Here is an 18338-nt window from a genome sequence, read left to right as displayed (position 1 = left end):
AACGGTATTAAATTTACGGTATAAGCCACTCGCATCGAGTGGCTTATTTTTTGTGTCTGATTTATTTCGACTTTGCTCTCATTATCTTATGAGATGTGTTTCTCATTATTTTTAAAGCGATTTTTCTACTCTGCGGTTACCCTAGGGGCAGATTTTTACAAATTAAGGATGTTGTATGTCAACCGAGGACTTTTCTGTTTCGGCAATATGCCGAGAAGCGGCAGTGATGGTCAGAAGGAACCTACTCGCAATTGTCATTGCTTGTATTCCATTGATCATCGTGCACTCAATTTTTGTGTTTATGTATCCTGAAATGACGGGGCAAGATCAAGCGAGCGCCCAAGAAGGAAACATCGCGGGATTTTATTTCGTCACAATCGTTTTATACCCACTTGTTGCTGCGATGGCTGCTGTGCGTGTGCACCGGATTTATTTGGTTGGCGATTACATGCACTCGGCGTTGGATGTGTTTCGTTTGTCTGCCCGAGAATTCCGTTTCATTGGCTGGTGGATATTGTTTGGACTGATGATGATGCTCGTCATTGGTATCCCAATCTTTGTGCTGTCGTTTATCTACATTGCAGAAAGCGGTGAACCCGATTTTGTCGCCATGGCGTTTATCACAACAGTTGCAAGCATTCCAGGCTATTGGGTGATGGCGCGTTGGTCGTTTGTTCTGCCAGCGACCGCAATGGATCATCAGCCGCGCAGTTTGCGTCGTTCATGGAACCAAAGCAGACCATACAACAAGCAAGTATTCATTTTGATGGGATTAATTCCATTAGGTGCAGGATTGCTCAGTCAGCTTATCTTTAGCCACTTTACGAATTTCTTCATGCTGGGTTTTGTTGGTGTGGCCTATGGCATTTTCGGCGCGTACCAGCTGGCATTATTATCGTTGAGCTATAAAACGGTAGTGGATATCGAACGCGCTCGTTTTGATACGCCATCAGAGCCACCAAAAACGGGTGAAGAATTTTCCGCTTAATCAATTTGACCTTTTTTACATACCACCTCCGTTTGTGAGGTGGTATGAAGCGGGTGAATACCTTTCCTGCCGTCTTCGCGTTATTCACGCAAAATACCCATGCCCATTTCATGGCTGAATGACAGTGACGTTCACACGTATACTGACAACAGTACTTCTTTTTATTAAGGAACCCCACATGTCCATTTGGCAACGGGTCAGTTTCACCCATCGCTTTAGTCAACTACCGTCAGCTTTCTATACTTTGGTTGAGCCACAACCCTTGGATAATACTCGCTGGGTTGCTTGGAATGGTGAGTTTGCGCAGCAGTTTGGTTTACCAGCAGCGCAAAACGATGAGCTATTGGCGGTTTTTTCTGGGCAAAGCGAATTCGAACCGTTTCGTCCTCTGGCGATGAAATACGCAGGGCATCAGTTTGGCGTCTACAACCCAGACTTGGGCGATGGACGTGGATTGCTGTTGGCGGAAATTGAGCATCAAGATGGCACTTGGTTTGATATTCACCTTAAAGGCGCGGGGCTAACACCCTACTCACGAATGGGGGACGGCAGGGCGGTGTTGCGCTCAACCATTCGTGAATACCTATGTAGCGAAGCCATGGCGGGGCTTGGGATCCCGACGACTCGTGCTCTTGGCATGATGGTCAGTGACACGCCTGTTTATCGCGAGAAAACAGAATTCGGCGCAATGTTGATTCGTATGGCGGAGACCCACGTGCGTTTTGGCCATTTCGAGCACCTTTTCTATACCAATCAATTGGCAGAGCAAAAGTTGCTGGCGGACAAAGTCATCGAGTGGCACTTTGCTGATTGTGCGTCGGCAGAGAAGCCATACGCTGCAATGTTTGGTGAAATTGTTCAGAAAACAGCAGACATGATTGCTTACTGGCAAGCGTATGGGTTTGCTCATGGCGTGATGAACACCGATAACATGTCAATTCTCGGGCAAACCTTTGATTACGGGCCATTTGGTTTTCTCGACGATTATGAACCGGGGTACATTTGTAACCATTCTGATTATCAGGGGCGTTATGCGTTCGAGCAGCAACCGCGAATTGCCCTGTGGAATCTTTCTGCTTTGGCACATGCCTTATCACCGCTCGTCGAGCGAGAAGATTTAGAACAGGCACTGAGCCAATTTGAAGGGCGTTTAAGCCAGCAGTTTAGCTGCTTGATGCGCAGTAAGCTGGGTTTGAAAACAAAAATTGCAGAAGACGGACGTTTGTTTGAGTCGATGTTTGAACTGCTTAATCAGAATCATACCGACTATACGCGATTCTTTAGAGCGTTGTCCAACCTCGATAAACAGCCAGCGCAAGAGGTCATCGATTTGTTTATTGATCGGGAAGCCGCCCAAGCTTGGCTTGATTTGTATTTGGCTCGATGTGAGCTGGAGGTAGATGAAATTGGTGAGCCGATTTCAGCCGAGCAGCGTTGTGAACAGATGCGCCAAGCCAACCCGAAATACATTCTTCGCAACTACCTTGCGCAATTGGCTATCGATAAAGCTGAGGAAGGTGATTTCAGCGAAATTCACCGTCTTGCTGAGATACTTCGCCATCCATACGATTCGCAACCAGAGTTTGAAGCGTATGCCAAACTGCCGCCAGAGTGGGGGAAAAAGATGGAGATCAGCTGCTCCTCATAAATGGGTCATTTCCCACCCATATCCTTTAGGTTTGTGGGTGGATTTCCCTCCTTTTGGCTCTCGCTTGTCAACTTTAATATTTTAATGGATTGATTTTAAATAAAAAAATAGTTGGTCTATTAATTGCTCTTTGATGAACATCCGTACCCATCACCTTAACTTCATGGACGGGATGGGATGTGATTTATCAAGGAGAATAATAATGTTAAAGCCTCTAACCCTACTATCTGTCTCTGCTCTTGCTGTTACCAGTTTTAATGCCGCTGCGAATTGTGACCCAGGTGAAACGGTCATCAAATTCAGCCACGTGACTAATGCGGACAAACACCCAAAAGGCATTGCTGCTTCGTTGCTTGAAAAACGTGTCAACGAAGAAATGAACGGCAAAGTGTGCATGCAGGTGTTTCCAAACTCAACGCTTTACGATGATGACAAAGTGTTGGAAGCTCTTCTAAATGGTGATGTTCAACTCGCTGCTCCTTCTCTTTCTAAGTTTGAGAAATTCACCAAGAAGTATCGCCTTTTCGATCTGCCTTTCTTGTTTGATGATGTCGCTGCGGTTGACCGCTTCCAAAACTCTGAAGCGGGAGAGAAGCTGAAAAACTCAATGAAACGTCGTGGTCTACAAGGCATTGCGTTCTGGCACAACGGTATGAAGCAAATGTCTGCCAATAAACCTCTGATGGTGCCAAGCGATGCGAAAGGACTTAAGTTCCGCGTCCAAGCTTCTGACGTTCTTGTTGCCCAGTTCGAGCAACTTGGCGCAAACCCTCAAAAAATGTCCTTCAAAGAAGTTTACGGCGGTCTACAAACGAAGGTTATCGATGGTCAAGAGAACACTTGGTCAAACATCTACGGTAAGAAGTTCTTCGAAGTTCAAGATGGCATAACGGAAACCAACCACGGTATTTTGGATTACCTCGTTGTGACGTCGAACGATTTTTGGCAGAAGCTACCAGAAGATCAGCGTGAACAGCTCAATACCATCATTCAAGAAGTGACTGTTGAGCGTAACGCGGAATCGACCAAAGTGAACTTGGCGAATAAAAACAACATCATCGAAGCGGGTGGTGTGGTTCGTACGCTAACGCCAGAGCAGCGTCAAGAGTGGGTGACGGCTCTGCAACCAGTGTGGAAAAAGTTTGAGAAAGACATTGGTTCTGACCTGATTGAAGCGGCTTTGGCTTCAAACCAACAATAACAAAAACGATATCCATTCGCCCTCGGACTCTCTCTAAGCCGAGCTGAGGATGAGGGCTTTTTCCCTTTACTGATGACGTGATGTAATTATGGAACCGACTTTTTTTGCCAAGGCTGGACGAATTACCGATGCCATTGAAGAAACCTTGATTGCTTTCTTCTTAGGTGCGATGACATTGCTGACGTTTGCTAATGTCATTTTTCGCTATGTCTTTAACGATAATATTCTCTGGGCGTTAGAGCTCACCGTATTCATGTTCGCGTGGATGGTTTTAGTTGGCGCTTCGTACGGTGTGAAAAAACACTTTCACATTGGCGTGGATGTCATCATCAATATCGTGCCTGAAGGGCGCCGTAAACTCCTTGCGCTAGTCGCAGCGGCCTGCTGCCTAACCTTTTCGATTCTGCTTTTGATTGGTGCTTGGAATTATTGGTATCCCTTTGCGACAGAGCGCGCATGGTATGAAACCGACGATATCCCAATGCCTGAATTTTTACAGTTCTTAGCGGATTGGCTTAATGAAGGCGAGCGCTACGAAAAACTGCCACGCTTTATTCCTTATTTCGCTTTGCCGCTTGGTATGGCGATGCTCACTTTCCGTTTTTTACAGGTCACTTGGCAGATCGCTACAGGCAAGCTGGATCGCTTGATTGCAGGTCATGAAGCTGAGGAAGAACTGGAAGCCTTAAAAGAAGAAATGAGTGAAGCTGGCGATGCCATGACTCCTCGTTCCTCGAACGATTCTGAGCACAAGGAGCGCTAAGCCATGGATATTTTACTACTGTTTTTAATGGTGATTGGCTTCATGCTCATTGGTGTGCCAATCGCAATTTCTCTGGGTCTTTCCAGTGTACTTTTCTTAATGCTGCATTCCGATGCCTCTTTGGCGTCAGTTGCTCAAACGCTGTTTAACGCCTTTGCTGGTCACTATACATTGTTGGCGATACCTTTCTTCATTTTGGCCTCAAGTTTTATGTCGACAGGTGGCGTTGCAAAGCGAATCATCCGATTTGCGATTGCCATTGTTGGTTGGTTCCGTGGTGGTCTCGCCATGGCTTCCGTTGTGGCATGTATGATGTTTGCAGCACTGTCTGGCTCTTCACCAGCAACCGTGGTCGCTATCGGTAGTATCGTCATTGCGGGGATGATCAAAAACGGTTACTCGAAAGAGTTTGCTGCGGGTGTTATCTGTAACGCAGGTACTTTGGGGATCTTGATTCCGCCATCGATCGTGATGGTGGTGTATGCAGCTGCGACCGATGTGTCAGTAGGGCGTATGTTCCTTGGGGGTGTGATCCCGGGTTTGCTGGCTGGCGTGATGTTGATGATCGCTATCTACATTGCGGCGAGGATTAAGAATCTACCTAAGCAACCATTCGTGGGATGGAAAGAAACGTTTGATGCCGCCAAAGATGCAAGTTGGGGGTTGTTGCTGGTGGTGATCATCCTTGGCGGTATCTATGGCGGTATTTTCACACCAACAGAGGCTGCGGCAGTTGCGGCGGTGTACTCATTCTTTATCGCGAACTTTATATATAAAGACATGGGACCATTTGCTGATAAGCAAAACACCAAACCAGCGATCGTCAAAGTGATTCAGACCTTTGTGCATGAAGACACTAAGCATACCTTGTATGAAGCGGGCAAGCTTACCATCATGCTGCTGTTTATCATTGCTAATGCACTGATCTTAAAACACGTACTGACTGAAGAACGTATCCCTCAGATGATCACGGAATCGATGCTGTCTGCGGGTCTTGGACCTATTACGTTCTTGATAGTTGTTAACTTGTTGCTCCTGATTGGTGGTCAGTTTATGGAGCCTTCGGGCTTATTGATCATCGTTGCTCCTTTGGTGTTCCCAATTGCCATTGCGCTGGGCATCGACCCAATTCACCTCGGTATCATGATGGTGGTGAACATGGAAATCGGCATGATAACGCCACCAGTCGGGTTGAACCTGTTTGTAACGGCTGGGGTGGCAAGAATGTCGATGATGAATGTTGTAAAAGCAGCATTGCCATGGGTGGGCGTCATGTTCTTGTTCTTGATAATTGTGACTTATGTACCTTGGGTATCAACTTGGTTACCTACGACCTTGATGGGGCCAGAAATAATCACTAAATAACACATTTTCCGAATTACATTCACGCAACCAAAAAGAGGTGTGAGCCATCACACCTCTTCGTCTATGGATTTAAAATCTTGTTTTCTCGGATCGGGATGGACTCTGCGCTCATAGCCGTGCCACTTCTTTTTGTTTTTACGTCGGTCTTCACCGGAGCGCCTTTCTTCTTGATACTGGCCGTCTACCATCACTGTATCGGTAATGATCGGTATCCTCACTTTTTCATTCATATCCATATGAGCCCAATAATTGCCTTAGCAAAATTATGATTCAAGTTGGATATAATACCAATCGTGCGAACCTGTTTTATTTATAGAGCTCTTTATCTATCTGATAGCGTTGCATTTTGTCATACAGCGTTTTTCGAGGCACATTCAACTGTTCCATCGTTTGTTTGATGCTGCCATTGTTTTCTAGTAGCGCATTTTCTATCGCTGCCTTTTCAAACTCCGCCACTTGCTCTGCAAGGCTACTGGTTGAGGCGGGGATGGAACTCGGTTCGCCTAATTGGATGAGTTTACCTAATAAAACGAAACGCTCTGCTGCATTGCGCAGTTCTCGGACATTTCCCGGCCAATCGTGAGCCATTAGCTGAGCCAAATCTTGTGCTGAAAGGCTTGGCGAACTTTTACCATAGCGCGACGCCGCGACTAAAAGAAAATGGTGGAAAAGGGCAGGGATGTCTTCCTTGCGTTCACGTAAGGGAGGCAAATCTAGCGTAACCACGTTGAGGCGGTAGTAGAGGTCTTGACGAAATGTACCTTGTTCCGCCGCACGTTTAAGATCCACTTTCGTTGCCGCGACAACGCGAATGTCGAGAGGTAAAAGTTCGTTTGAGCCAACGCGTTCAATCACGCGCTCTTGCAGGACGCGCAACAAACGAATTTGTGCCTGAATTGGCATCGATTCGATTTCATCTAAGAAGAGTGTGCCGCCCTGCGCAAATTCAAACTTACCAATACGCCGACTGTCTGCACCAGTAAATGCGCCTTTTTCGTGGCCATAGAGTTCGCTTTCAATTAAGTTTTCTGGCACCGCGCCACAGTTCACCGCCACAAAGTTATTGTTTCTACGAGAACTTTGTTCGTGCAGTGAGCGGGCGATAAGCTCTTTACCTGTACCTGTTTCGCCAAACAGCAGAATATCGGCATCAGTATCAGCAATGTGGGTGATGGTTTCTCGTAGCGTTTGGATGCTAGTGGTTTCACCAATGATTCGGGGGCCAAGCGTTTGGCTTGCTTTGAGTGATTGACGAAGTTTCTCATTTTCGTTCGTCAGTTGGCGTCTTTCAATGGCGCGTTTTACGGTTTCAACCAAGTGTTCTGGCGCAAAAGGTTTCTCTATAAAATCGTAGGCCCCTTGGTGTAACGCATTTACGGCCATTGAGATGTCACCATGGCCTGTAATCATGATGACTGGCAGGTTTGGGTCGCGTTGAACTAACGTGGTTAACAAGTCCATGCCTGAAATACCGGGTAAGCAGATGTCGGTCACAATCACACCAGCTTCGTCGCTTTGTTTCATGGCTAACAAGGCGGATTCCGCATCGGAAAAAAAAGTCGCTTCGATATCGGCTAGCTCAAACGTTTGTTCTATTGCTAATCGAAGGTCGGCTTCATCATCAATAAAAAACACCTGACACATTATCTTATCCTTCTGATTGTTCGGTGCGTTGGCATATTGGTAAGCGCAATGAGAATCGAGCGCCACCTTGGGCTCGGTTGTGAGCACTCAAGCTGCCGTTCATACCAGCCAATATTTGCTGAGATATAGAAAGTCCTAATCCCAATCCATTCTTTTTAGTTGTTAAAAACGGTTCGCAAAGTTCGGACAGTGTGTGCGAACCAAGCCCAGGGCCATTGTCATCGACATGAATCATCACTTTGTTTTCATCCGTATCCGTTTCAACGAGCAACCACACTTGTTTATCTTGTTGTTCTTTTACGGCTTCAATTGCGTTTGTCAGCAAGTTAACCAGAACTTGCTCCAATTGAATGGTATTGATTTGAACCTCGATGTCGTCAGTAGGAAGTTCGGTAGCAAGTAGAACACGAGCAGATTTAAAAGCGGGTTTCATGAGCTCTTTTGATGAGGCTATCACGGGCAATAGGCGTGTTTGGGTAAGCTCATTGCCGCTGGCCTTTTTGGCAAACGAACGCAATTGCTGGCTGATGTTTGCCATTCTGTCTGTGAGGGCTGAAATGCGAGTGAGATTATCTTCCACTCGATCATACTTTTCTTTCTGAAGGAACAATTTTCCATTCTCAGCAAAGCTACGAATGGCTGCCAACGGATTATTCAGCTCATGGCTGATGCTCGCTGACATTTGACCGAGAACTGCCAGCTTAGCCGCTTGAATTAACTCATCTTGGGTCAAACGCAGTGTTTGCTCCGTTTCGGTTCGCTGCGCAATTTCAGCGTGTAACTCTGCTGTTCTCGCCATGACTTGAAATTCTAACTTCTGATTCGCTTCTTGTTGGATTCGTTCTAACTGCAAATGACGTTGTTGGCGGTGATAAATCAACTGGCCAATCAAGAACAAAACCGTAAAGGCCAACGTAAGCACAACGATATAGCCCATCGTAACCCAAACGATGGATTGTTTTGGCGAAAGCACACGAATCGTTAGCTTTAACTCAGGTAAAGGCAGTGAAGAGACAACCAGTGTCCCTTTATTGTAGGGGTAGCCTTGTTTCAGTTCAGAATTTGGTGCATTCAAGTTGCCGACAAAGCCCAATGTCGGAATCGGTGTGTCGAGATATTGTCTACTCGTCCAAACTTGCTTTTTATCTGCATCACTTAACGGTTGTAGGCTTTTGAATAGCCAATCCTGCCGGCTGCTCATAAAGACAATATTGTGAGGGTCGCTGGCCACGAACACGCTGTCAGGTTGTTGCCAGTTATCTTCAATTTTACTCAAATCCATTTTTACGACCACGATGCCCAACACGCCGCCAGCATAAATTATTGGATATGAGTAGTAATAGCCACGTTGGCCGGATGTTGAGCCCAGAGCGTAATATTGGCTGCTTTCACCGCTGATGGCTTGTTTAAAGTAAGGTCTAAAAGCAAAGTTGCGTCCAATAAAAGAGCGCTTTTTACGCCAGTTACTTGCTGCAATGGTCGTGCCCCATTGATCAATCAAATAAGTATCTGCCGCTTCAATAACGTTGTTCACCGATTCTAGATAGCGATTGGTGATTTCGAGTTGAGCGCTATTTGAAGGATTCAGTAGAGCTTCAAAAAGAGGATCATCTTTGGCTAAAAGATTGGGTATATGGGCGTATTTATCGAGCTTATTTTTGATGTGGCTAGAAAATTGTTCGAGCTGTGATTGGTGTTTATCTAGCAAAGATTGATAGCTGTGTTGCCACACCCAGCGCCCGCCCACAATGGCGCACAGGAAATATAAGGCGAAAAAAATCAGTAAAATACGATTTCGTTGAGACATCCTTGCATTCCTATTACACGTCCTTTTTATGCCTTTAGAAATGTTAATGGGTTGTAGGGATGATGGGGGATTTAGTTTTCAACTCTGTGGAGTAAAACAAGAGCAAGATCTCTTTTTACGCTTTTCAATAAAAAAAGCAGTCGATTCTCTTGAAAAAGTCGCTATTGTCCCCATTCTAGATATGCTGACGCGCTCATTGGGTGTTTTAATCCCATTTTTGGCAAAAAAATGAGTCAGCTTTCGAGAATTTAGCGCAGACAATGTCCACATAGTGGCTATTGGCTCGACAGGGTTGCGACAGATCGCTAGAATGTCGCGTCTAAAAATTCTGTCCTGAGGCTAATAGGAGATACCTTTGATATTTCTGTCGAAGATATCACTGATTAGTCTGGTGCTGAGAATCAGCATCAATACTCGATTTTAAATTAGGTGTTCGGACAGAACACTACACAAGGATGAAGCGTTAACTTAAAGAGTTACGCTCATACGCTCGGATAACCGAGCCACTTTAGAGGTTTATAAATAATGCAAGTTACTGTTGAAACGCTAGAGGGCCTAGAGCGCCGTCTAAACATTACTGTTCCAGCTGCAAACATCGAAGATGCTGTAACAGCTGAACTACGCAACATCGCTAAAAACCGTCGTTTCGATGGTTTCCGTAAGGGTAAAGTGCCTCTAAAAATGGTTGCTAAGATGTACGGCAAAGCAGTACGTCAAGACGTTCTTGGTGAAGTTATGCAACGTCACTTCATCGAAGCGATCGTAAAAGAGAAAATCAACCCAGCTGGCGCTCCAACTTTCGCTCCTGTAGAAAACAAAGAAGGTGCAGACCTAGTTTTCACAGCAACTTTTGAAGTTTACCCAGAAGTTGAACTAAAAGGCCTAGAAAACATCACTGTTGAGAAGCCTCTAACTGAAGTTAAAGAAGCAGACGTAGAAGAGATGATCGAAACTCTACGTAAGCAACAAGCAACTTGGGTTGAAGTTGAAGAAGCAGCAGAAGCTGGCAAACGCGTAAGCATCGATTTCGTTGGTTCTATCGACGGCGAAGAGTTTGAAGGCGGTAAAGCTGAGAACTTCCCACTAGAAATGGGCGCTGGTCGCATGATCCCTGGTTTCGAAGACGGTATTGCAGGTAAAACTGCTGGTATGGAATTCGACATCGACGTAACTTTCCCAGAAGATTACCACGCTGAAAACCTAAAAGGTAAAGCGGCTAAGTTCGCAATCAAAGTGAACAAAGTTGAAGCTCGTGAACTTCCAGAACTAAACGACGAATTCGTTGCTAAGTTCGGTGTTGCTGAAGGCGGTGTAGACGCACTTAAAGCTGAAGTGCGTAAGAACATGGAACGCGAACTTAAGCAAGCTGTTAAGACTCGCATCAAAGAGCAAGCAATCGAAGGTCTAGTTAAAGAAAACGAAATCGACGTTCCTGCTGCACTTATCGAGCAAGAAATCCACGTTCTACGTCAACAAGCGGCACAACGCTTCGGTGGTAACCCAGAAGCAGCTGCACAGCTTCCACGTGAACTGTTCGAAGAACAAGCTAAGCGTCGCGTAGTTGTTGGTCTTCTACTAGGTGAAGTAATCAAGTCTGAAGAGCTAAAAGCGGACGACGAGAAAGTTAAAGCTCTAATCGAAGAAATGGCTACTGCATACGAAGATCCATCAGAAGTTATTGCTTACTACGAGCAAAACGAGCAAATGATGAACAACATGCGTAACGTAGCTCTAGAAGAGCAAGCAATCGACGCGATCATCGCTAAAGCACAGGTTACTGAGAAAGAAGTAGGCTTCAACGAGCTACTTAACCAACAACCTGCTGCTTAATAAGCAATATCTTGCGTAGAAGGTTGACTTAACGTTAACTATTCTGCTAACAATGGTCCGTATGATAGTCATCATCCGGGCCATTTATTTTAGGGACATAAGAATATGAGCTACCAAGAAAAAAATGCAATGTCGCCAATTATGGACGCACTAGTACCAATGGTGGTTGAACAAACTTCCCGAGGCGAGCGTTCTTACGACATCTACTCACGTCTACTTAAAGAGCGCGTGATTTTTTTAACTGGTCAAGTGGAAGACCACATGGCAAACCTTGTCGTGGCTCAGCTACTTTTCCTAGAATCTGAAAATCCAGATAAAGACATTTTCCTATACATCAACTCTCCAGGTGGCAGCGTAACTGCAGGTATGTCAATTTACGACACAATGCAGTTTATTAAACCAAATGTAAGCACTGTATGTATGGGGCAAGCTTGTTCTATGGGCGCATTCCTGCTTGCAGGTGGTGCTGCTGGTAAACGTTACGTTCTTCCTAACTCACGTGTGATGATCCACCAACCACTAGGTGGTTTCCAGGGTCAAGCTTCTGATATCCAAATCCATGCTCAGGAAATCCTGACCATTAAACAGAAGCTAAACAACCTGTTAGCAGAACATACTGGCCAGCCTCTTGAAGTGATTGAACGCGATACCGATCGTGACAACTTCATGTCAGCAGAGCAGGCTGTGGAATACGGTATCGTGGATGCAGTGTTGAGCCATCGCGGCGCGTAATTTAGCCAGCGCATTTTGGCAAAAATTGATATACACTCATTCATGAAGAGTAAAGGCTAAGAGGTTAGCGAATGACAGATAAAAGCAAAGAAAGTGGCAGCGGTAAATTGCTGTACTGTTCTTTCTGCGGCAAAAGTCAGCACGAAGTTCGCAAGCTAATCGCAGGTCCGTCAGTTTACATTTGCGACGAGTGTGTCGACCTATGTAACGATATTATTCGCGAAGAAATCAAGGATGTTCTCCCTAAGAAAGAATCTGAAGCGTTACCAACGCCAAAACAGATCCGTGAACACCTTGACGACTATGTGATCGGACAAGATTACGCGAAAAAAGTGCTCGCAGTTGCGGTATATAACCACTACAAGCGTTTACGCAATGGTGATACAACGAGCGAAGGTGTGGAGCTTGGTAAAAGTAACATCCTTCTAATTGGTCCTACAGGTAGTGGTAAAACGCTGCTTGCTGAGACGCTAGCTCGATTCTTGGATGTGCCATTCACAATGGCAGACGCAACCACACTAACCGAAGCTGGTTATGTGGGTGAAGACGTTGAAAACATCATCCAAAAGCTTCTGCAAAAATGTGATTACGATGTAGCGAAGGCTGAACGTGGCATTGTTTACATTGACGAAATTGACAAAATTTCTCGCAAAGCTGAAAACCCATCAATTACGCGTGACGTATCTGGTGAAGGTGTTCAGCAAGCGCTATTGAAACTTATCGAAGGTACGGTTGCTTCAGTTCCACCTCAAGGTGGTCGTAAGCATCCACAGCAAGAATTCCTACAAGTGGACACGTCTAAGATCCTGTTCATCTGTGGTGGTGCATTTGCTGGTTTAGATAAAGTTATCGAACAGCGTGTAGCTACGGGTACTGGTATCGGCTTTGGTGCAGAAGTGCGCTCGAAGAACGAAACCAAAACCGTCGGCGAACTGTTTACTCAGGTTGAGCCAGAAGATCTAGTGAAGTATGGTTTGATTCCAGAATTCATTGGTCGTCTTCCTGTGACAACAACACTGACAGAGCTTGATGAAGAAGCGTTGATTCAGATCCTATGTGAACCGAAAAACGCACTGACCAAGCAGTATGCAGCATTGTTTGAGCTAGAAAACGCAGAGCTTGAATTCCGTGAAGATGCCCTTCGTGCTATCGCGAAGAAAGCAATGGAACGTAAGACAGGTGCTCGTGGTTTGCGTTCAATTCTGGAAAGTGTTCTGCTTGAAACCATGTACGAACTGCCATCTGCGACAGATGTAAGTAAAGTTGTGATTGATGAATCCGTCATCAATGGTGAGTCAGAACCACTGCTTATTTACAGCAATGCCGACAATCAGGCAGCTGGAGCAGAATAAATTCAGCCATGAATGAAAAAGGAGGTAAGTAATTACCTCCTTTTTTTATTTCTCTTATTGAATCCAAACAATTAGCCCCCATATACTGCCTTAAGTAATACGTTAAACGTGAAAGCGGAAGAGAGAATTATATGAACTTGGAACGTTCCGAGCGTATCGAGATCCCGGTATTACCTCTACGTGACGTAGTGGTCTACCCGCACATGGTGATTCCATTGTTTGTTGGTCGTGAGAAATCGATTAGCTGTCTAGAAACGGCGATGGAAACAAACAAACAAGTTCTGCTTGTGGCTCAAAAACAAGCTGACACTGATGAACCAACGGTTGATGACCTATTCGAAGTGGGTACGGTAGCTACCATTCTCCAACTTCTAAAGCTCCCTGATGGCACAGTAAAAGTACTGGTTGAAGGTCAGCAGCGCGCAAAAATCAATCATTTCAAAGAAAGTGATTTCTTCTTAGCTGAGGCGGAATTCATCGTAACACCAGAATTGGATGAACGTGAGCAAGAAGTGATTGTTCGCAGCGCAATCAACCAATTCGAAGGCTTCATTAAGTTAAACAAAAAGATTCCACCAGAAGTGCTAACGTCACTGAATGGTATCGATGAAGCGGCACGCCTAGCTGATACGATTGCGGCACATATGCCTCTTAAACTTATTGACAAGCAACAAGTACTTGAAATTATTGATGTTACTGAGCGTCTAGAGTTCCTAATGGGCCAGATGGAATCAGAGATCGATTTGCTACAAGTTGAGAAACGCATTCGTGGTCGCGTGAAAAAGCAAATGGAGAAGTCTCAGCGTGAGTACTATCTGAATGAGCAAATGAAAGCGATTCAGAAAGAGCTGGGTGAGATGGAAGACGCTCCTGATGAGTTTGAGACTCTGCAAAAGAAGATCGACGAATCAAAAATGCCGCAAGAAGCACGTGAAAAGACAGAGCAAGAGCTGCAAAAGCTTAAGATGATGTCTCCAATGTCCGCAGAAGCGACCGTGGTTCGTAGCTACATCGACTGGATGGTAAGTGTACCTTGGACTAAGCGTTCTAAAGTGAAGAAAAATCTTGCGAAAGCGGAAGAGATTCTGAACGAAGACCATTATGGTCTAGAGCGCGTGAAAGAGCGTATTCTGGAATACTTGGCAGTTCAAAACCGCATTAACAAGCTAAAAGGTCCAATCCTTTGTCTTGTTGGTCCTCCAGGCGTGGGTAAAACATCGCTTGGCCGCTCAATTGCATCTGCTACTGGACGTAAATACGTACGTATGGCCCTAGGTGGCGTGCGTGATGAAGCGGAGATTCGAGGCCACCGTCGTACTTACATTGGTTCATTGCCAGGTAAGCTGATTCAGAAAATGTCGAAAGTTGGTGTGAAAAACCCTCTCTTCCTTCTGGATGAAATCGACAAAATGTCTTCAGACATGCGTGGTGACCCGGCTTCAGCGTTGCTTGAAGTATTAGACCCTGAACAAAACAACTCATTCAACGACCACTACCTAGAAGTGGATTACGACTTGTCTGATGTGATGTTTGTTGCAACGTCTAACTCGATGAATATTCCTGGTCCGTTACTTGATCGTATGGAAGTGATTCGTCTATCCGGTTACACCGAAGATGAAAAACTAAACATTGCGAAGCGTCACCTTGTTGAAAAACAAGTGCAACGTAATGGCTTGAAACCAAACGAGATAGTCATCGAAGATTCAGCAATCATCGGTATTATCCGTTACTACACTCGTGAAGCGGGTGTGCGTGGTCTTGAGCGTGAGATTTCTAAGATCTGCCGCAAAGCAGTGAAGAACATCCTGCTAGATAAAGACATCAAATCAGTGACGGTAACGATGGACAACCTAAAAGAATACTTGGGTGTTCAACGTTTCGATTACGGGAAAGCTGATGAAAGCAACCGAATTGGTCAAGTTACTGGTCTAGCTTGGACTGAAGTGGGTGGCGATCTATTAACGATTGAAACTCAATCTATGCCAGGTAAAGGCAAGCTTACTCAAACAGGTTCACTGGGCGACGTAATGCAAGAGTCTATCCAAGCTGCAATGACCGTGGTGCGCTCTCGTGCAGATAAACTGGGCATTAACTCAGATTTCTACGAGAAAAAAGACATCCACGTTCACGTGCCTGAAGGTGCGACGCCGAAAGATGGCCCAAGTGCGGGTACAGCAATGTGCACTGCTTTGGTATCGGCTCTGACTGGTAACCCGGTAAAAGCTGAAGTTGCGATGACGGGTGAGATCACCCTACGTGGTGAAGTATTACCAATCGGTGGCTTAAAAGAGAAGTTACTTGCGGCACATCGTGGCGGCATAAAGACAGTGCTTATCCCGAAAGATAACGAGCGTGATCTGGAAGAGATTCCTGAGAATGTTATCGCAGATCTGCAAGTTATCCCTGTTCGGTGGATTGATGAAGTACTGAAAGTTGCACTAGAGCGAGACCCGACAGGCGTTGAGTTTGAAGCTAAAAAATAGTGATGTGCAGCAAAAATAAGTAAAAGTTTGCGCTGATAAGCCTAAAAAGGCTTGTCAGCGTTTTTTTTGGGCGCTAAGTTAGTTTCGATAGCTGCCAGCCCTTGAAAAATAAGGGTTGGAGCATATTTTCTTAACTATGGAACGAAAAGTCATCACAAAAATAATCACAGATGGCACAAAGGGGAAATCACAGTGAATAAAACTCAATTAGTAGAACAAATCGCAGAAAATGCAGACATCTCTAAAGCGTCAGCGGGTCGTGCTCTAGATGCATTCATCGAAGCAGTAAGTGGCACACTTCAGTCTGGTGATCAAGTTGCTCTAGTTGGCTTCGGTACATTCAGTGTTCGCACTCGTGCTGCACGTACTGGTCGTAACCCAAAAACTGGTGAAGAAATCCAAATCGCAGAAGCAAAAGTACCAGCTTTCAAAGCAGGTAAAGCACTGAAAGACGCTTGTAACTAATTAAAGCGTGATTCTGTTGCCGGCCATTTGAATAACTTTTGCTCAAACAATAAGTTTCGAACAAAAATTTACAAACTTCGAGCCGAACTTTTTTAAATTATGCGCATCATACTGATGCGCATTTCTTTTTCTGATATTATCGCGTCATTATATTTTCTATTAGAAGCCGTACGCTTCAATTGTGGAGAGCAGTTAAATTATGATGGATCGACTACGCGAAGGCGTGAATAGCATCGCGGTCAAAATTATCCTTGGACTTATCATCCTGTCTTTCGTATTTGCCGGTGTAGGTAGCTACCTAGTGAATGGCAGCAACAATTCAGCAGCGAAAGTGGGTAACACCGAGATTCCTCGTGGTGAGTTCGAGATGGCTTACCAAAATGAGCGCAATCGCATGCAAGCTCAATTGGGTGACTACTTCTCTCAAATGTTGGCTGACCCTGCATACGTTGAATCTTTCCGCAAATCAGTGCTTGATCGTATGATTAATGACGTATTGCTTGACCAACAAGCTGAAGCACTTGGCTTACGAATCAGCGATGCTCAAGTTCGTAGCATGATTCTTGAAATGCCTCAGTTCCAATCTAACGGTCAGTTTGATCAAGAAATTTACCAAGCATCGCTACGTCGTGCAGGTTTCACTCCTGATTCTTTTGCTGAGTACATGCGTCGTGAATTGGTGCGTGAGCAGCTTCTAACAGCGCTTCAAAGCAGTGAGTTTACTCTTCCAGGTGAAGTTCAATCTCAGGGTAAACTGTTTACCCAAACACGCGACATCCGCACTGTAACCATCGATTTGGCAGAGTTTGCGAAGAAAGTTGAGTTAACTGACGAAGAAATTCAAGCTTACTACAAAGCAAACCCAGATAACTTCACTCGTCCAGAGCAAGTGAAAGTGTCTTACGTTGAGTTGTCTGCTGAAGCACTTAAGAAGCAGATTCAAGTAACAGATGAAGACGTTAAGAAATACTACGACGAGCATCTAGACAAATACTCTTCAGAAGAGCAACGCCGAGTGGCGCACATTCTTGTTGAAGGTGATGATGAAGCAAAAGCACAAGCTATCTTAGATGAATTGAACGCAGGTGCAGATTTTGCTGCGGTAGCGCAAGAGAAATCTGATGATTTCGGTAGTGCTGAAAACGGCGGTGACTTAGGTTGGATCGAACGTGATGTTATGGATCCTGCGTTTGAAGAAGCTGCGTTTGCACTTAAGAACCCAGGTGACATGTCTGGTCTAGTAAAATCTGACTTTGGCTACCACATTATCAAGCTAGAAGAGCTGAAAGATGCCGTTGCAAAACCATTTGATGAAGTGGCTGCGGAGATTAAGCAAGAGCTAGTAGACCAAAAAGCGGTGGATCAATTCTACGAGTTACAAAATGAGCTTGAGCGTGTTGCTTTTGAGTACCCTGATTCACTAGACGATGCTTCTAAAGCTATTAACCAAGAAGTGAAGACAACAGACTTCATCTCTCAAGTTGATGCACCTGAGGTTCTACGTAACCAAGCCGTTATGCAAGCACTACTGAGCCCAGAAGTGAAAGAAGACGGTCTGAACTCTGAAGCGATTGAAGTTGCGCCTGAGCACATTATTGTTGTTCGTGTTGAAGATTCTCGTGACGAAACAGTGCTTCCATTAGCTGAAGTGAAAGACCAAGTTGTGGCGGAACTATCTCGCGTTAAAGGTGAGCAAGGTGCCCTAGAGCTAGGTACAAAAGTGGTAGCTGCTCTGAATGAAGGCAATACGGCTGTTCTTGCGGAAAACAACCTAACATTTGGTGAGCAAGAGACCGTTGACCGTCGTTCGCCACTAGCAACTACCGTCTTTGCAATGGCGAAGCCAGTAGATGGCAAACCTGTCTACGGTCAGTCGAAAGACCTTGAAGGCAACATCGTAGTGATTGAACTGGATGCTGTGAAAGCGGAACTAGATAGTTCGCTAGAAGATCAAGTTGCGATGCAAATGCAACGTGCATCATCTCAGCAGGATCTATCTTCTGTTCTCGCTGTATTGCGTGCTAACACAGACATTGAGTACTTTGTTGTGAGCAAATAAG

General features: G+C 45.1%; 15 protein-coding genes. 12 read left to right on the top strand and 3 right to left on the bottom strand.

Going from position 1 to position 18338, the window contains the following annotated elements; all coding sequences use genetic code 11:
• The first annotated feature begins 175 nt into the window (after positions 1 to 175).
• From ACF8OV_RS00545 to ACF8OV_RS00525, 5 genes are all read left to right on the top strand, one after another.
• A complete protein-coding gene (locus ACF8OV_RS00545) occupies positions 176 to 988 on the top strand; it encodes a sugar transporter (protein ID WP_258496345.1) in 813 nt (270 codons plus the stop codon).
• A 178-nt stretch (positions 989 to 1166) separates the two neighbouring features.
• Positions 1167 to 2636: a protein adenylyltransferase SelO gene (locus ACF8OV_RS00540; protein WP_065767655.1), complete on the top strand. Its 1470-nt coding sequence runs from the start codon at positions 1167 to 1169 to the stop codon at positions 2634 to 2636.
• 202 nt (positions 2637 to 2838) lie between these two features.
• Positions 2839 to 3837, top strand: a complete 999-nt coding sequence (locus ACF8OV_RS00535; RefSeq protein ID WP_005479018.1) for a TRAP transporter substrate-binding protein — start codon at positions 2839 to 2841, stop codon at positions 3835 to 3837.
• Between the two features lie 88 nt (positions 3838 to 3925).
• Positions 3926 to 4600 carry a TRAP transporter small permease gene (locus tag ACF8OV_RS00530; protein ID WP_005479032.1) on the top strand — a complete coding sequence of 225 codons (675 nt, stop codon included), beginning with the start codon at positions 3926 to 3928 and terminating at the stop codon, positions 4598 to 4600.
• A 3-nt stretch (positions 4601 to 4603) separates the two neighbouring features.
• Positions 4604 to 5965 (top strand): TRAP transporter large permease, encoded by a 1362-nt coding sequence (locus tag ACF8OV_RS00525; protein WP_005495990.1) that lies wholly within the window; start codon positions 4604 to 4606, stop codon positions 5963 to 5965.
• A gap of 47 nt (positions 5966 to 6012) precedes the next feature.
• Here ACF8OV_RS00525 and ACF8OV_RS00520 read toward each other — a convergent pair whose 3' ends face one another.
• The 3 genes from ACF8OV_RS00520 to ACF8OV_RS00510 form a co-directional block, all read right to left on the bottom strand.
• A complete protein-coding gene (locus ACF8OV_RS00520) occupies positions 6013 to 6195 on the bottom strand; it encodes a hypothetical protein (RefSeq protein WP_021451574.1) in 183 nt (60 codons plus the stop codon).
• 76 nt (positions 6196 to 6271) lie between these two features.
• Positions 6272 to 7609: a sigma-54 dependent transcriptional regulator gene (locus tag ACF8OV_RS00515; protein ID WP_005487712.1), complete on the bottom strand. Its 1338-nt coding sequence runs from the start codon at positions 7607 to 7609 to the stop codon at positions 6272 to 6274.
• Positions 7610 to 7613: 4 nt separating this feature from the next.
• Positions 7614 to 9416, bottom strand: coding sequence for an ATP-binding protein (locus ACF8OV_RS00510; RefSeq protein WP_203503982.1), 1803 nt, complete (start codon positions 9414 to 9416; stop codon positions 7614 to 7616).
• Positions 9417 to 9462: 46 nt separating this feature from the next.
• Here ACF8OV_RS00510 and ACF8OV_RS00505 point away from each other — a divergent pair, with 46 nt between their 5' ends.
• The 7 genes from ACF8OV_RS00505 to ppiD all read left to right on the top strand — a co-directional run bounded on the left by ACF8OV_RS00505 (position 9463) and on the right by ppiD (position 18337).
• Positions 9463 to 9648 carry a hypothetical protein gene (locus tag ACF8OV_RS00505; RefSeq protein WP_005482581.1) on the top strand — a complete coding sequence of 62 codons (186 nt, stop codon included), beginning with the start codon at positions 9463 to 9465 and terminating at the stop codon, positions 9646 to 9648.
• A gap of 293 nt (positions 9649 to 9941) precedes the next feature.
• The gene (tig, locus tag ACF8OV_RS00500) at positions 9942 to 11246 is read left to right on the top strand and encodes a trigger factor (RefSeq protein ID WP_005460612.1); all 1305 of its coding nucleotides are present in this window, start codon (positions 9942 to 9944) and stop codon (positions 11244 to 11246) included.
• Positions 11247 to 11351: 105 nt separating this feature from the next.
• Complete coding sequence (clpP, locus tag ACF8OV_RS00495) at positions 11352 to 11978, top strand: ATP-dependent Clp endopeptidase proteolytic subunit ClpP (protein ID WP_005460620.1); 627 nt, start codon at positions 11352 to 11354, stop codon at positions 11976 to 11978.
• Positions 11979 to 12049: 71 nt separating this feature from the next.
• A complete protein-coding gene (clpX, locus tag ACF8OV_RS00490; protein ID WP_005460618.1) occupies positions 12050 to 13330 on the top strand; it encodes an ATP-dependent protease ATP-binding subunit ClpX in 1281 nt (426 codons plus the stop codon).
• 131 nt (positions 13331 to 13461) lie between these two features.
• Complete coding sequence (gene lon, locus ACF8OV_RS00485; protein ID WP_203503984.1) at positions 13462 to 15813, top strand: endopeptidase La; 2352 nt, start codon at positions 13462 to 13464, stop codon at positions 15811 to 15813.
• Positions 15814 to 16005: 192 nt separating this feature from the next.
• A complete protein-coding gene (locus tag ACF8OV_RS00480) occupies positions 16006 to 16278 on the top strand; it encodes an HU family DNA-binding protein (protein ID WP_005382341.1) in 273 nt (90 codons plus the stop codon).
• Between the two features lie 199 nt (positions 16279 to 16477).
• Positions 16478 to 18337: a peptidylprolyl isomerase gene (gene ppiD, locus ACF8OV_RS00475; RefSeq protein ID WP_203503986.1), complete on the top strand. Its 1860-nt coding sequence runs from the start codon at positions 16478 to 16480 to the stop codon at positions 18335 to 18337.
• Position 18338 lies beyond the last annotated feature (1 nt).

Source organism: Vibrio sp. GLN_1 (assembly GCF_043106015.1).
Taxonomy (GTDB): domain Bacteria; phylum Pseudomonadota; class Gammaproteobacteria; order Enterobacterales; family Vibrionaceae; genus Vibrio; species Vibrio parahaemolyticus.
This window is presented reverse-complemented; position numbering and strand designations above follow the sequence as displayed.